This is a genomic window from Bradyrhizobium sp. Leo170 (genome assembly GCF_004296405.1).
GTDB lineage: Bacteria > Pseudomonadota > Alphaproteobacteria > Rhizobiales > Xanthobacteraceae > Bradyrhizobium.
Genome location: NZ_PSRR01000236.1, coordinates 1 through 13,919, shown reverse-complemented (window position 1 = coordinate 13,919; position 13,919 = coordinate 1). Strand labels below are relative to the sequence as shown.

Annotated in this window: 12 protein-coding genes; 6 read left to right on the top strand and 6 right to left on the bottom strand. The window is 63.2% G+C overall.

Translation table 11 applies throughout. The features are described from left to right. Position 1: 1 nt before the first annotated feature. Positions 2-508 carry a YciE/YciF ferroxidase family protein gene (locus CWO89_RS30235; RefSeq protein WP_130582214.1) on the bottom strand — a complete coding sequence of 169 codons (507 nt, stop codon included), beginning with the start codon at positions 506-508 and terminating at the stop codon, positions 2-4. Between the two features lie 405 nt (positions 509-913). Here CWO89_RS30235 and CWO89_RS30230 point away from each other — a divergent pair, with 405 nt between their 5' ends. Beyond that, positions 914-1,999 (top strand): lysylphosphatidylglycerol synthase transmembrane domain-containing protein, encoded by a 1,086-nt coding sequence (locus CWO89_RS30230; protein WP_130582212.1) that lies wholly within the window; start codon positions 914-916, stop codon positions 1,997-1,999. A gap of 188 nt (positions 2,000-2,187) precedes the next feature. Continuing rightward, positions 2,188-4,128: an SGNH/GDSL hydrolase family protein gene (locus tag CWO89_RS30225; RefSeq protein ID WP_130582211.1), complete on the top strand. Its 1,941-nt coding sequence runs from the start codon at positions 2,188-2,190 to the stop codon at positions 4,126-4,128. 56 nt (positions 4,129-4,184) lie between these two features. On the opposite strand, the gene CWO89_RS30220 is transcribed toward CWO89_RS30225, so the two are convergent. Continuing rightward, positions 4,185-4,802, bottom strand: coding sequence for a TetR/AcrR family transcriptional regulator (locus CWO89_RS30220; protein ID WP_130582213.1), 618 nt, complete (start codon positions 4,800-4,802; stop codon positions 4,185-4,187). Positions 4,803-4,965: 163 nt separating this feature from the next. Here CWO89_RS30220 and CWO89_RS30215 point away from each other — a divergent pair, with 163 nt between their 5' ends. Further along, a complete protein-coding gene (locus CWO89_RS30215) occupies positions 4,966-5,727 on the top strand; it encodes an SDR family NAD(P)-dependent oxidoreductase (protein WP_130582210.1) in 762 nt (253 codons plus the stop codon). Between the two features lie 62 nt (positions 5,728-5,789). Next, positions 5,790-6,758 carry an SDR family NAD(P)-dependent oxidoreductase gene (locus tag CWO89_RS30210; RefSeq protein WP_130582209.1) on the top strand — a complete coding sequence of 323 codons (969 nt, stop codon included), beginning with the start codon at positions 5,790-5,792 and terminating at the stop codon, positions 6,756-6,758. 93 nt (positions 6,759-6,851) lie between these two features. Here the strand turns inward: CWO89_RS30210 and CWO89_RS30205 are convergent, their stop codons facing one another. Both CWO89_RS30205 and CWO89_RS30200 read right to left on the bottom strand, forming a co-directional pair. Beyond that, positions 6,852-7,439, bottom strand: a complete 588-nt coding sequence (locus CWO89_RS30205; protein WP_130582208.1) for a DUF2147 domain-containing protein — start codon at positions 7,437-7,439, stop codon at positions 6,852-6,854. 163 nt (positions 7,440-7,602) lie between these two features. After that, positions 7,603-8,631 (bottom strand): NAD(P)/FAD-dependent oxidoreductase, encoded by a 1,029-nt coding sequence (locus CWO89_RS30200; protein WP_130582207.1) that lies wholly within the window; start codon positions 8,629-8,631, stop codon positions 7,603-7,605. A 178-nt stretch (positions 8,632-8,809) separates the two neighbouring features. Here CWO89_RS30200 and CWO89_RS30195 point away from each other — a divergent pair, with 178 nt between their 5' ends. After that, positions 8,810-9,274 (top strand): acyl-CoA thioesterase, encoded by a 465-nt coding sequence (locus CWO89_RS30195; protein WP_130582206.1) that lies wholly within the window; start codon positions 8,810-8,812, stop codon positions 9,272-9,274. On the opposite strand, the gene CWO89_RS30190 is transcribed toward CWO89_RS30195, so the two are convergent. Together CWO89_RS30190 and CWO89_RS30185 are read right to left on the bottom strand one after the other, a co-directional pair. After that, positions 9,271-9,591, bottom strand: coding sequence for a 2Fe-2S iron-sulfur cluster-binding protein (locus CWO89_RS30190; RefSeq protein WP_130582205.1), 321 nt, complete (start codon positions 9,589-9,591; stop codon positions 9,271-9,273). The two genes, CWO89_RS30195 and CWO89_RS30190, sit on opposite strands and share 4 nt — an antisense overlap. Positions 9,592-9,730: 139 nt before the next feature. Next, positions 9,731-10,108: an Hpt domain-containing protein gene (locus tag CWO89_RS30185; protein ID WP_130582204.1), complete on the bottom strand. Its 378-nt coding sequence runs from the start codon at positions 10,106-10,108 to the stop codon at positions 9,731-9,733. 391 nt (positions 10,109-10,499) lie between these two features. Between CWO89_RS30185 and CWO89_RS30180 the strand changes: the two genes are divergently transcribed. After that, a partial coding sequence (locus CWO89_RS30180) for an apolipoprotein A-IV repeat region-like domain-containing protein (protein ID WP_502702926.1) occupies positions 10,500-13,919 on the top strand: 3,420 nt, incomplete at its 3' end.

Here is a 13,919-nt window from a genome sequence, read left to right as displayed (position 1 = left end):
GCTAGCCCGCCGCCCTGAGATTGACCTTGCCTTCGGCGATCGAGGTCAGCTTCTTGTCGGTCGTTTTTTCCTCGTCCAGCGTCTTCTGCAGGATGGAAGCGCAGTCGTTGCGACCGAGCTGCCGTGCCCAGGCGATCAGGCTGCCGTAGCGGACGATCTCATAATGCTCGGCGGCCTGTGCGGCGTTGATCAGCGCGGCGTCGAGCACGTTCTTGTCATCCACCTCTGCGGCCACGTCGTCGGCTTCCTCGATGATACCGTCGATCGCCGGGCAATCAACCGCCTTCACCTGGGCGCCATGCATCCGGAATACCTGCTCCAGTCTCTGCACATGCGTTTTGGTTTCATCCAGGTGGGTCAGAAATCCCTGTTTGAGCTGCGGATCGGAGGCCTTTTTGGCCATCTTCGGCAGCGCTTTCACAAGTTGTTGCTCGGCGTAATAGATGTCCTGCAATTGGTGCACGAACAAGTCATTCATGCTCTTGATGTCTTTACTGAAGAGTCCCATTGCGCGTATCCCTTCGTTCTGGGAACATGACGCGCGGCCACCTCCTCGTCCCCCGCACAACGCCATGTTCTGCTTGCTGATACCTGCGCTAACCGGCTGGATGGACGGACGTTCCAGCGAAACCGCAAGAACCGGAGCAAGAACCGGGGGACGGAACAGCGGAACGTTGCGACGAATTGAACCGACAGGACCGCCAGCGGCGCCTCACATTTTCCGATGCCCAGACATATGTACCGCGTATGACAGAAATCACGAACGAAGGCGGAAGCGTGGCTTGTCAAGGGCTGCACAAATCTACCGTTTTGCCTTATGGGTGCTGGGGCACGGTGCGTTTGACCGTCACCCGTTACCCCATGTGACCACGTAACGGGCCTTCTTAAGAATGCCGCCCCGCCGGGAGGACGAATGCATCGGCTGCTGACCGCGCTTGGGCGTGGCTTCAAGGAAAAGATCGGCTGGAAACGGCTGGGGATCGCCGCGAGCGTCATCATCATCGTCTTGGCGGTGACCCATCTGGTCCGGACCTTGAAGGGCGTCGATACCGCCCTGGTCCTGACGGCGTTGACCGAGATCGCCCCGCATCGCATTGCGCTCGCCGCGCTGTGCGTGGTCGGCGCCTTCTGCACGTTAACCTTTTACGACTTCTTCGCGCTTCGGACGATCGGCAAGACCCATATCCCCTACCGCATCGCGGCGCTGTCCAGCTTCACCAGCTACACCATCGGCCACAATATCGGCGCCACCGTCTTCACCGGCGGCGCGATCCGCTTCCGCATCTATTCGGACTACGGCCTGACCGCGATCGACGTCGCCAAGATCTGCTTCCTCTCCGGCCTGACTTTCTGGCTCGGCAATCTCTTCGTGCTCGGGATCGGCATGGTCTGGCATCCCGCGGCGGCGACCTCGATGGACCTGTTGCCGGCGGCCATGAACCGGCTGATCGGACTGGGCTGCCTTGCCGGCATCGGCGCCTATCTGGTCTGGCTCGTGACCGGCACCGGCCGCCGCGAGCTCGGCCAGAACGGCTGGAAGGTGGTATTGCCGTCCGCGAAGCTGACGCTCGTGCAAATCCTGATCGGCGTCGTCGACCTCGGTTTCTGCGCGCTCGCGATGTATCTGTTGATGCCGACCGAGCCCTATATCGATTTCGTCTCGCTGGCCGTGGTGTTCATCCTGGCCACCCTGCTCGGCTTCGCAAGCCACGCGCCCGGATCGATCGGCGTGTTCGACGCCGCGATGCTGGTGGCACTGCCGGAATTCTCCAAGGAGCAGTTGCTGGCCACGCTGGTCGTGTTCCGCATCCTGTACTTCCTGATCCCCTTCGGCATCTCGATCTCGATCATGGGGATGCGCGAGCTCTGGCTCAACGTGGTGCAGCCGTGGCTCAGCCGGCGCAAGCTCAATGATCCGCCTTTCAGAGCGGAGACCGCCGAGGTCACCGTGCGGCAATCGGTCGAGAGCCGGCCACGGATCAAGCATCTGAAACGGTAACAGCGACGTTATCTAGAGTATGATCCGGAAAAGTGGAGACCGGTTTTCCGGAAAGATCGTGCTCAAACAAAGAGATGAGATCATGATCCAATTCCGTCCAATCGGATCATGATCTCGACGCGTTATTCTTTCTGGCCAATTCGGCGCGGCTCTCTTATTTCTGCCCCACCGATGCCGTGAAACGCGCCATGGTCAAAATTCCGTTCCGTTCGATCGTTTCCGCCGCGCTGCTGGCGGTTGCGCTGCTGAGCCAATCGGCCGAAGCGCAGACCGCGGCCGAACAGCCGCTGCAGATCTCGTGGGAAGTCCGCAACCGCTTTCGCCTGTTCCGCGAGGAACGCGACTTCCTGCTGCAGACCGAAGCCGGTCGCGGCCGCAGCGTGCTCGCCGCCGAGCAGGCGCTGGAATTGCAGAGCGACGGCCGCGGCTGGGCGCGCAACACCGTCAACCGGCTCTGCATCGACCTCGTCGGGCGCGTCAACGAGCCCTGCACCCGCGACAACGTCAAGGAAAGCTACCTGACGCCAACAGATCATCCGATCACGGTGCGATTGGTCGGGCCGATTCCGGTCGGCGCCACCTGCGCCTGGTCGTTCGACGACGGCGACGGGCCGCAGAGCTCCGCCTTCGACTGCGCCGAACCGGTGAACCTGCGCGTCCGCTACGGCCGCACGACAGTGGCGACCGTCGACGTCTCCGCCGGCTCGGATCCGACCCAGCGCGTCTCCACCGAGATCGCCGTGCGCGACATCTTCATCGCGGGGATCGGCGACAGCATCGCGTCCGGCGAGGGCAATCCGGACCGTCCGATCGCGCTGGCGGAAGATGGCTTCTGCTTCCGCTCCTATCTCGGCACCGCGGGCGCGCAATACTACCGGCCGAGCCGCGCCGGCTATAAAGGCGGGCGCGCCTGCGAAGCACCGGACTTCCTGTCGGTATGGCAGAAGCACAGCGCGCTGTGGTTCAACGCAGCCTGCCATCGCTCGCTCTACAGCTACCAGACGCGCACGGCGCTTGCGCTCGCGGTGCGCTACCCGCACATCGCCGTGACCTACCTGCCGCTCGCCTGCACGGGCGCAACCATCAATGACGGGCTGTTCGGCTCACAGCAGGCCCGCGAGTGCCTGCCGAGCAAATCGGGCAACACCTGCTCGGGCAGCGTCAACGGCCAGCTCGCCGAATTGCGCGATGCGCTCGCGGCAGCCAAGCGCCGCCAGCCGGATCGGCAGCTCGACCTGCTCCTGCTCTCGATCGGCGCCAACGACATCTACTTCTCCGGCCTCGTCGCCGACGTGATCGTCGATACTGGGACGGAGCGCGCGCTGTTCCGGCGCGGCGGCGTCCTGGCGTCCGTCGACGATTCCCGCGACGCGCTGCGACGCACATTGCCGCAATCATTCGGCAAACTGCGCGAGGCGCTCAAGCCGCTCGTCGGCGGTGACCTGACGCGCGTGATCTATACCGCCTATGCCAATCCCGCGCTGTCGGACGGCGGCGTCCCCTGCCCCGGCGGTCGCGCCGGCTTCGACATCCATCCCTCCTTCAACGCCGCACCGCAGCGGCTCGGCCCGGTGGTCGGCTATGTGCAGGACGAATTTCTTCCAACGCTGAAGGCGCTGGCGCTCTGCCAGTCAGGCATTCTCTGTCGCAATCCGCGTGCCGACCGCATGACCTTCGTCGACGCCCATCAGGACGCGTTCGCGATGCATGGCTTCTGCGCGCGTGCCGCCACCGATCCGGAATTCGACCGGCAATGCTTTGCGGCCAATGGCGAGAGCTTCAATCCTGACATCGTCAGTGCCGCCAGCCAGCCGATGATGTGCGGCCGCAGCGCCTCGGAATATCGCGCCTACCTGCCGCGCGCACGCTGGATCCGCGACGCCAATGACAGCTACTTCACGGCGATGACCTATCCGCAGGCGCTGCCGTCCTCGATGCAACCCTCTGATATCCACGACGCGACCTGGGGCGTCCTGTCGGCCGTCTATGGCGGCGCGGTGCATCCGACCGCCGAAGGCCACGCCGCGATGGCGGACGCCGCCGTTCCCGCAGCGGCCGCGGTGCTGCGGCTCGATGTCGGCGTCGGTGAGGTGATCTCCGAACCGGTGCAGCCAATCGACGGACGCTAAAGCGCGGTGCGAGCACTGCGGAGGCCAAGCGCAAGCGATGGCCGGCGCGCTTCTTATTAAGGTTCGGATGACTTTCCGGAAAGTGTGGAACTACCGGTAGGCCACGTGGAAAGCGCTTGCTCAGCAACAGCCCCCAGCATGTCGCGGCTGAAGCCGGCTTTAGCCTGCACCGCCATGCCGTGAGTGACGGCCATCACGAATGCCGCAAGGGCATCAGATTTGGCCGTCTTCGGTAAGTCGCCCTCGGCCTTCGCTCGTTCGAAGCGTTCACGAAGCTGCGCCTGACCAGCCGCGCGAAAATCTATCAACGCTTGTCGCACAGGTTCCGCTTCATCCGATCCCGCTAGGGCCCCATTGATACCGAGACACCCCGTGTGGTTCGGATAACGCGTATTGAGGTCGGCTGCATTGTACAGGATGTGCGCAGCAACTTGGCGCGCTGTGGGTAGCTGAAGCGCCTCTGGAATGTAGTCCAAGTATTGCTCGTCGTATCGAGCCAGGGCTTGGCGGAAGAGCGCTTCCTTGTTGCCAAATGCAGAATAGAGGGCGGGTCTCTCTACTCCGGTAGCCTCGGTCAGATCAGCGTAGGAAGCACCCTCGTACCCCTTGCGCCAGAAGACACATAGCGCGGCGTCGAGCGCTTTCTCCACGTCAAATTCGCGATGGCGTCCCATCAGATCGACTCGGCTTTTTTCATAATGGCCATTACTAAACCGCTTGACATCCCCTGTCCAGATTCCATACCAATCGTTACCGTAATCATCGTTACGAAAATGAGGCGCTGTCGCTTGCCAAGGCCTGAGACGGCACCCCCGATCGGGTAGAGAAAGGATTCCTATGTCGAAGATGTTGAAGGGCAAGGTCGCCCTCGTTACCGGCGGCTCACGCGGGCTTGGTGCCGCTACGGCGGAGGCGCTTGCTGATCACGGAGCAGACGTTGCGATCAGCTACGCGGCCTCGGCTGATAAGGCGGATGCAGTCGTGAAGAAGCTCAAGGCAAAGGGCGTACGCGCGATTGCTATAAAGAGCGACCAAGCTGACCTTACTTCCGCGAAGCCTCTGATCGACTCGGTGATTGCTGAGTTCGGCAAGCTCAACATCCTCGTGAACAATGCCGGCATCGCGATTCAGGGCCAGCTGGTAGACGATCCCGGCCTTGAGGAAGAGAGGTACAATCGACAGTGGCAAGTCAACGTCATGGGCTCGATCGCCAACACTCGCGCGGCGGCGTCAAAACTGACGGATGGTGGTCGAATCATCTTTATCGGCTCTCTGCTCGGCGACTACGTTCCCTTTAAGGGTGTCGCCGACTACGCCGGAACGAAGGCGGCGCTTGCCGGATACGCGAGGGGTATCGCGCGCGACCTCGGCCCCCGCAATATCACTGTGAATGTTTTGCAGCCCGGTGCGATGCCCACGGACATGAACAAGGAGGTGGCCGGTGAGCTTCCGGACCTTGAGACCTTCCTGAACATGCATCCGATCCGTCGCTTCGCAACCCTTGAAGAGGTGTCGGAAGCCGTCTGTTTCCTCGCCGGACCCCATGCGGGCTACATCACCGGTGAGACCGTAAATATGGCCGGTGGTCTCGGAATCTGAAGCGTCGAAGATCAAGCCGAAGAAGATCAAAACTCGTTACACGAGAATTTAAAGGAAAAGAGATGACCGAGAAGTTTGGTGCAAAGTCGACCGCCGACCAGGTGCTTTCCGGCGTTGATCTCAAGGGAAAGCGATTTCTGATTACGGGTGCATCGTCGGGCATTGGGCTCGAAACCGCCCGCTCACTGGTTTCTCACGGCGCCAGCGTCGTCGGCGCGGTCAGGGATCTCGCTAAAGCTGAGCCGGCCACTGCATCCGTCCGTGACGCCGCGTCGCAACGAGGTGGCAGCCTGGAGTTGATCGAGCTCGATCTGGCATCCTTGCAGAGCGTTCGCGCCTGCGCGGATAAACTGTTGGCTGACGGCCGGCCGTTCGATTCCATCATCGCCAACGCCGGCGTTATGGCAACTCCGTTCGGCCGGACCATCGATGGCTTCGAAGTCCAGTTCGGGACCAACTATCTTGGTCATTTCGCTTTGATCAATCGGATCGAGCCGCTGCTCGCTGATAACGGGCGCCTGGTGGTGCTGTCGTCCCAGGCTCATCGCGTCGCCGATGTTGACCTGGACGATCCGAATTTCGACCAACAGGCATATGACCCATTTGTCGCCTATGGCCGATCGAAGACGGCCACTTCTCTCTTCGCAGCAGAATTCGACCGGCGGCATCGCGATCGCGGCATCCGAGCTGCCTCGGTGATGCCTGGGAATAGCATCACTGATCTCCCCCGCCATTTCTCGCAGGAGGACTTGCAGGGCCTTTTCGAGACCGTTGGCAAAGCTCGCGCTGAAGCGGGTCTTCCGCCGGCAGAGCTGAAAGAAATCCCGCAGGCAACGGCAACGTCGGTCTGGGCCGCAGTCGTGGCTAACAAAGACGAGATCGGCGGACACTATCTCGAAGATTGCGCAGTCGCGCCGATCGATGACACGCCCAACCCGTTTGCCGACGGCGTAAGGTCGTATGCGCTCGACGCTAACAAAGCTAAGCAGCTTTGGGCGAAAAGCGAGCAATTGATAAGCGCTGCGTCGTGAAGGTTATCGCCCACATCTGAACGCAATAATCCATTCCACTTTCGTGCTCGACTAGACGGCTCTCAGAACCGTGCCGAGGCCACTGGTAGCCGTCTAGCGCGAAGGCGTGCCGGCTGGACCGATGTTCTTCTTCGTGGCGGCGGGCGGCGGCGGCTTCACTGCGGCCGCCTGAGCCGGCAGATATCTCGCGACGATGGCGGGATCGAGTTGCGCGATCGCCGTATCAGGCAGGCGGTACCAGGTCTCGTCCTTGCCGAACAGCGAGATGCCGATGTAGCCGCGCATCGTCAATTCCTTGCCATCAGGACTGACGCTCATCTTGGCTCTGTAGATCTTGCCGTCGCGCGGATCGAGCACGTTACCTTCCTCATACTTCAATCCGTCGCGCTTCATGTTGCGGATGAAGGGAATGCCCAGCAACGGCGCGTTCTTGCGGTCGTCGGTGCATTTCGTACAGGCCTCGGTGACGGGCTCGCCGGGCTTCGGGAACGTCTTCGCCATGATGCCTTCGAAGACGCCGTTATGGTCGACGAACAGCACCCATATCACGGGCCTGCCGTCCTCGACCTTCTGCCACAGGCCCGCCGCCGACGGCTGCTGCGCCTGCGCCGGCAGGGCCACCGCCAGGAGGGCCATGATAACAGGCACTGTCAGCCGAAATCGAAATCGCCAATTCCGCATTGTCGTCACCCGACTAATCCATCAAACGAATGAGCGAAGACTACGGCCATTTCGCGGAAGGTTCCAGTGGCAGCGCGGAACGATGCAAATAGCCGCAGCGGCCGCTCCGCGGCCTGACCGGTGATATTTTGGCTGAAATTGACCAATCATATGTTGATTGGAATCAACCGACTCCGAGTTTCTTCTGCAGGCTCGATGACGACGTCGTGTACTGGAACACAAGCCGCTTGTCCGGATAGACATAACGGTGCGCCTTCTGCGCCATCAGCGCGCCCTCGTGGAAACCGGACAGGATCAGCTTCAGCTTGCCGGGATAGGTGTTGATATCCCCGATCGCGAAAATGCCGGACATGTTGGTCTCGAAGGCGGCGGTGTCGACCGGCACCAGATTGTTCTCCAGCGCCACGCCCCAGTTCGCGACCGGACCGAGCTTCATCGTGAGCCCGAAGAACGGCAGCATGGTATCGCACTCGACCTTCGTAATTGCGTTGTCGTTGCCCTTCACCGTCGCCGCCGCAAGCCTGCCCGCCCCGCCTTCGAGGCCGGTGACCTGGCCGAGCTTCAGGTCCATCTTGCCATCGGCAACGAGCGCGCGCATCTGCTCGACGCTGTGGGGCGCGGCGCGGAATTCGTCGCGTCGATGCAATAGCGTGATGCGCTTGGCGACCGGGTGCAGGTTGAGGGTCCAGTCGAGCGCTGAATCGCCGCCGCCGACGATCAGGATGTTCCGGTCGCGGAACTGCTCCATTTTGCGCACGGCGTAAAACACCGAGCTGCCTTCATAGGCCTCGATGCCCGGCACCGGCGGCCGCTTCGGCTGGAACGATCCGCCGCCGGCGGCGATCACCACCACCTTGCATTCGAACACCTTGCCCGCATCGGTCTTCACGCGGAAGGCGGGATCGCCGACCTTCTCGATCGTCTCCACCATCTCGTTCAGATGGAAGGTCGGGTGGAACGGCTTGATCTGCTCCAACAGCGACTCCGTCAGCCCCTGGCCGGTGACGAACGGGATGCCGGGAATGTCGTAGATCGGCTTCTCCGGATAGAGCTCGGCGCATTGGCCGCCGATCTTGTCGAGGATGTCGACCACATGGGTCTTCATGTCGAGGAGGCCCAGTTCGAACACGGCAAACAGTCCGCAAGGACCCGCGCCGATAATCAACACGTCGGTTTTGATCGCTTCGCTCATATCCGCTTCTTTGTCAGTTGAGTACGAAATGGGAAGGCTGCCGGCCGAGCCAGGACGACCTGATCGGGGACGGCCTGATCGGGAACGCCATAATAGGGGCGGCAAGCGCCGCGGCAACCCCTTGCCGCAACTCGACAACTAGGCTGTAACGGGCTGAACCACCTTGGAGATTGTGCAAGTGAATGCCCCGATCCGTTCCGACGCCACGCCGCGCCTGGAAGACTATCCCTATCGGCTGTCAGACAATGTGCGCTTCGCCGACCTCGATCCCAATGGGCACGTCAACAATGCGGTCTATGCGAGCTATTTCGAGACCGGCCGCGTCACGCTGATGAAGGATCCCAGCAAGGGATTGGTGCCGGACGGGCTCGCCTGGATCATGGTGCGGCTCGACACCCATTTCCGCGCTGAGCTGCACTGGCCCGGCACGATCGAGCTCGGACTCGGCGTCGTGAAGTTCGGACGAACCTCGGTGACGTTCGATCAGGTCGTGTTCTCGCAAGGTCGATGCGTGGCCTCGGCGCAGGCGGTGACGGTACTGATCGACGAAACCACGCGCAAGCCGGTTCCGCTGACGGATGAAGTGAAGGCTAACCTAAAGCGCTGGATCCGCCGCGGCCTTGATATGGATCAATTGGATTAGGCCTGCCGTTCCGGCGTCGTCACCACGAGCCCGTCAAGGTCGTCGGTGACCTTGATCTGGCAGGACAGACGCGAATTCGGCCGCACGTCGAAACCGAAATCCAGCATGTCCTCTTCCATCGGCGTGGGCGCGCCGACCTTCTCGCGCCAGGCTTCGTCGATATAGACATGGCAGGTCGCACAAGCGCAGGCGCCGCCGCATTCGGCCTCGATGCCCGGAACGCCATTGCGGATTGCGCCTTCCATCACGGTCGCGCCGTTCTCCACCTCGATGGTGCGTCTTTCCCCGGAATGGTCGACATAAGTTATCTTGGCCATGATCGCTCGTGCTGCCGGAATACGGATCTGGATGAGGTCCCCGGCAGTCCCTATAACGGGTCGATCCCGCGAGCGCCAGCGGCCGGGCCCCCTCACGCAAAACCTTTTGACGCGAATTTGTTGCCGGTCAATTCGGGTTTTAAGGGTCGCCGAGGATGGCCTCGATCGCGTTCCGCGCCCGCGCGACCGCGTCAGTGAGCGCCGCCAGCGGCCCCTCCGGCTCGGCGCCACTCGTCAGGACGTGTTCCAGCCCGGCGGCAGCATCCGCGACAGCGAAAGCGCCGATCGCGCGTGCCGATCCCTTCAACTTGTGCGCCAGTTCGCGCGCATCCTGTGGGAGGGTGGCCAGGGCCGCGATCAGCTTGGCCGATTGCGCCACGAATAACGAAAGCACCTCGCGCTCGAGAGCGGCGTCGCCGAGCGACATGCGCGCAAGATGTGCGAGATCGATCGGGCCGTCACCGGGGGCGAGCGGCGGCGAAGCTATCCATTGGGTCCGTTCGAGGTGACGCGGCATGGCCTGATCCAGGGACCGGCCACTACCTCCTTTTCGGTAGGGCCGTTTGGGCGTCACCCAATCACGGAAATAGTTAACGGATCGTTGGCCAAATTTGCCTCAACTTTGCCCTTTTTCAGACAAAGTAGAACCTCAATGGGCGTCAGCTCGGGGGATTTATGTGGAAGCATAAGGCCTTATGGCACAAACCTGTTAACGATGATTAAGAATGTCTTAATCGCGGCCATTTCATTCGCATCGCTCAACCAATAGGATGTTTCCGGATGTAGCGGACAAGCGGCCGACGGGCGTGCTTGCGTACCGCTTTACGGGGACGGGACGGCTCGAGCTTGCGGGGGACAATGTTCGCAAGATCGCCGACGCGTATTAGTTGAGAGGGCTCAGACTTAACATGGCGAACAATCCCAAGAAGGTGAAAGATCCCACCGAAGTCGCACTGTCTGCCATTCAGGAAGCTCTGAACATCGGTGAGAACAGTGCCGAGCCCAACCGCGATGTGATCAGTACCAGTAGCGGCGAAGCCGCGCCGCCGGCGATGCCTGCTGCGACCACGCCCTTCCCCGAAACTCCGTTCGAGACGCGTCCGAGCGGCGAGCGATCGGTGTTCGAACCGATCGAGGAGCAGCGCGGCCCCCGGCGCGCCGCCAATGACGACCGCGAGGCGATCGGACAGCTCCTGCAGGCGCTGCAGAAGGGCAGCCCTACCCGTAACGTCTACACCTTTGCGTCGATCTTCACCGGCGTCTGGCTGGTCGGCTGCGGCCTACTCACGGTGAGCTTCCTGTCGTCGCTGCAGGCCGCGATCGGCCAGAGCGGCGGCGTCCTGGTGCTGGCGGGCCTCGCCTGCCTGTTCCTCGCGCCCGTGCTGCTGTTCTACTTCCTCGCGAGCCTCGCCTGGCGCGGGCAGGAGATGCGGATGATCGCGCAATCGATGGCGCAGGTCGCGATCCGCTTCTCTGAGCCCGAAGGGGCGGCGAGCGATTCCATGGTCACGGTCGGACAGGCGATCCGCCGCGAGGTCGCGGCGATGGGTGACGGCATCGAGCGCGCGATTGCGCGCGCCGGCGAACTCGAGACGCTGGTCGCCAACGAGGTCTCGGCGCTGGAGCGCGCCTATTCCGACAACGAGGTGCGCATCCGCGCGCTGTTGCAAGACATCGCCCACCAGCGCGACAATCTGGTCGGACAGGCCGAGCAGGTGCGCAGCGCCATTTCCGGCGTGCAGATCGACCTGCGCCACGACATCGCGCTGATCTCGGATGCGATCGCCTCGCGCGTCGACGAAGTCGCAAAGAGCATCACCGGCGCGCTGGAAGAGCGCGGCCAGCACATCACCCAGGCACTGAGCCACGCCGGCGACAACATGATCCTCGCGCTCGGCGAGCGCGGCGGCGACCTGCTCGACCGGCTCGAGGAAGCCAGCTCCGAGACCACGCGCGCGGTGCTCGATGCCTCCGAGCGGCTGACGAGCAGCCTCAACTTCAAGACCGGCCACGTCCACGACGAATTCGTCGACCTCGCCGACCGCGTCCATGAGATGCTGAACGAGCGCATCGACCGCATCACCGGCGAATTCGAGCAGCGCGCCGTGAGCGTTGTCGAGGGCATCTCCGAGCGCACCGAACTGGCGCACGATTCCCTGAAGAATTCCTCCGACTCGCTCCTGCTCGAGCTCGAGCTGCGCAGCGGCGACCTCGTCACCAAGATCGACGAGGCCGGCAATCGGCTGGCCAGCCACATCCTCACCTCCGGCGACAAGGCGGGCGAAGTGCTCGACGTCACCGTCAATTCGCTGGTTGCCAGGGTGGTGAGCCAGACCGAGACCGCGCACGACTCGCTCTCGCTGCAGATGAGCGCCTTCGACGAACTGGTGAAAAACCAGGGCTCGGACCTGGCGGAGAAGTTCGCCCGCGACTCCGGCACGCTTGGCGCGCTGATCACCCGCCACATCGCGGAATTCGACCGCACCGTGAAGATGTTCGGCGGCGAGATCGTCGAGCGCATGGGCCAGCGCACCGAGGACATCGCCAACACGCTGAAGGACTATGTCGACAATTTCGACACCCGCCTCACCTCCAACAGCGGCGAGATCACGGCGACCCTCGACCAGCGCCTCTTGCAGTTCGAGACCACGCTCGGCGACCGCGTCACCAGCCTTGACTCGTCGCTCGACAGCAAGCTCGCCATGTTCGACAACGCGCTCAGCGGCCGCGTCAACACGCTCGACAGCTCGCTGGAGAACCGGCTCGGCACGCTCAACGCCTCGCTCGAGACCCGGCTTGGCTTCCTCGACAACTCGCTCGACGGCCGCCTCAAATGGCTCGACGAGTCGATCGATGGCCGCCTGAAGTCGCTGGAACAGACCTTCGACACTCGCACCAGCTCGGTCACCCAAACGATCGATGGCCGGCTCGGCATGCTCTCGACCTCGCTCACCGAAGGCGCGGCGCAGGCGATCCAGTCGATCGACTCCCGCCTCGGCCTGCTCACCTCCTCGCTCACCGACGGCGCCGCGCAGGCGATCGAGGCGCTCGATCGCCGCATCGCCAGCGTCACCGAAACCGTGGACGGCCGCAGCGCGCATCTGACCGACACCATCTCGGCCCGGTTCCTGGAAATCCACCAGGGCATCGAGACCCGCGTTGGCGCCATCGCCGGCGACATCGACACCCGCGTGGCGCAGTTCGAGGACCTCCTGGGCTCGCGCGTCGAGGCGGTCGCGGGCCGCATCGAAAGCAGCGGACGCCAGGCCAGCGACGAGCTGATGGCGCGCGCTGAACTGCTCTCCTCCGGCATCAAGTCGCATGTCGAGGACGCGGAGCGCTCGCTCACCAACCTGGTAGTCAACACCAGCGAGACCATCCAGACCGGCGCGCGCACCGCGCAGCAGTCGCTGCTGACGGTCTCCTCCGACGTCGGCGCGCAGCTCAAGCTCACCGCCGGCGAAGTGGAGGCCGCGCTGACCGCAGTCGGCGCCGGCGCCGCAAGCTCGATCCTGTCCAGCGCCCGCGATGCCCAGGCCTCGCTGATGGCGGCCACGGGCGAGGTCGCCTCCCAGGTCAAGGCGCTGTCGACCGATGTCGAGCGCACCCTGCAGACCGTCGGCAGCGCGACCGCTGCCTCGATCCTGTCGGGAGCACGCGAGGCCCAGACTGCGCTGGTCAGCGCCTCCACCGACGCGGCAAGCCAGGTCAAGTTGCTGGCCGTCGACGTCGAGCGCTCGCTGACGCTCGCCGGCACCGCCACCGCCGAAGCCGTCACGACCGGTGCGCGCGAAGCGCAGAACACGCTGATCGCGGCATCGACCGACATCACGAACCAGATCAAATCGCTGGCGGGCGATGTCGAACGCTCGCTCACGCTTGCGGGCGGCTCGACGGCGGAAGCAGTCGTTGCCAGCGCACGCGAGGCCCAGAGCACGCTGACGACAACCTCGACCGACATCACCACCCAGGTGAAGGCACTCTCGGTCGATGTGGAGCGCTCGTTGTCTGCCGCAGGCACATCGACGGCCGAGGCAGTCCTGAGCAGCGCCCGTGAGGCGCAGAACAGGCTCACGTCGGCCTCGACCGAGGCGGCAAACCTGGTCCGAACGCTAACCGCCGACGTGCAGAGCTCGCTGGTTGCGGCCTCAACCGACGCTGCAAACACGGTCACGACGCTGACTGCCGACATGCAGCGCTCGCTATCCATGGCCGGCACGGCCACCGCGGAGTCGATCACCTTAGGCGCGCGCGAGGCCCAGAACACGCTGGTTGCCGCGTCAACCGAAGCCGCAACCACCGTCAAGGCGCTGGTCGCTGACGTGCAG

Excerpts from the sequence above, each read along its gene's own strand:
- CWO89_RS30235 (WP_130582214.1), bottom strand. The coding sequence starts at position 508 with ATGGGACTCTTCAGTAAAGACATCAAGAGCATGAATGACTTGTTCGTG.
- CWO89_RS30230 (WP_130582212.1), top strand. The coding sequence starts at position 914 with ATGCATCGGCTGCTGACCGCGCTTGGGCGTGGCTTCAAGGAAAAGATC.
- CWO89_RS30225 (WP_130582211.1), top strand. The coding sequence starts at position 2,188 with ATGGTCAAAATTCCGTTCCGTTCGATCGTTTCCGCCGCGCTGCTGGCG.
- CWO89_RS30220 (WP_130582213.1), bottom strand. The coding sequence starts at position 4,802 with ATGGGACGCCATCGCGAATTTGACGTGGAGAAAGCGCTCGACGCCGCG.
- CWO89_RS30215 (WP_130582210.1), top strand. The coding sequence starts at position 4,966 with ATGTCGAAGATGTTGAAGGGCAAGGTCGCCCTCGTTACCGGCGGCTCA.
- CWO89_RS30210 (WP_130582209.1), top strand. The coding sequence starts at position 5,790 with ATGACCGAGAAGTTTGGTGCAAAGTCGACCGCCGACCAGGTGCTTTCC.
- CWO89_RS30205 (WP_130582208.1), bottom strand. The coding sequence starts at position 7,439 with ATGCGGAATTGGCGATTTCGATTTCGGCTGACAGTGCCTGTTATCATG.
- CWO89_RS30200 (WP_130582207.1), bottom strand. The coding sequence starts at position 8,631 with ATGAGCGAAGCGATCAAAACCGACGTGTTGATTATCGGCGCGGGTCCT.
- CWO89_RS30190 (WP_130582205.1), bottom strand. The coding sequence starts at position 9,591 with ATGGCCAAGATAACTTATGTCGACCATTCCGGGGAAAGACGCACCATC.
- CWO89_RS30185 (WP_130582204.1), bottom strand. The coding sequence starts at position 10,108 with ATGCCGCGTCACCTCGAACGGACCCAATGGATAGCTTCGCCGCCGCTC.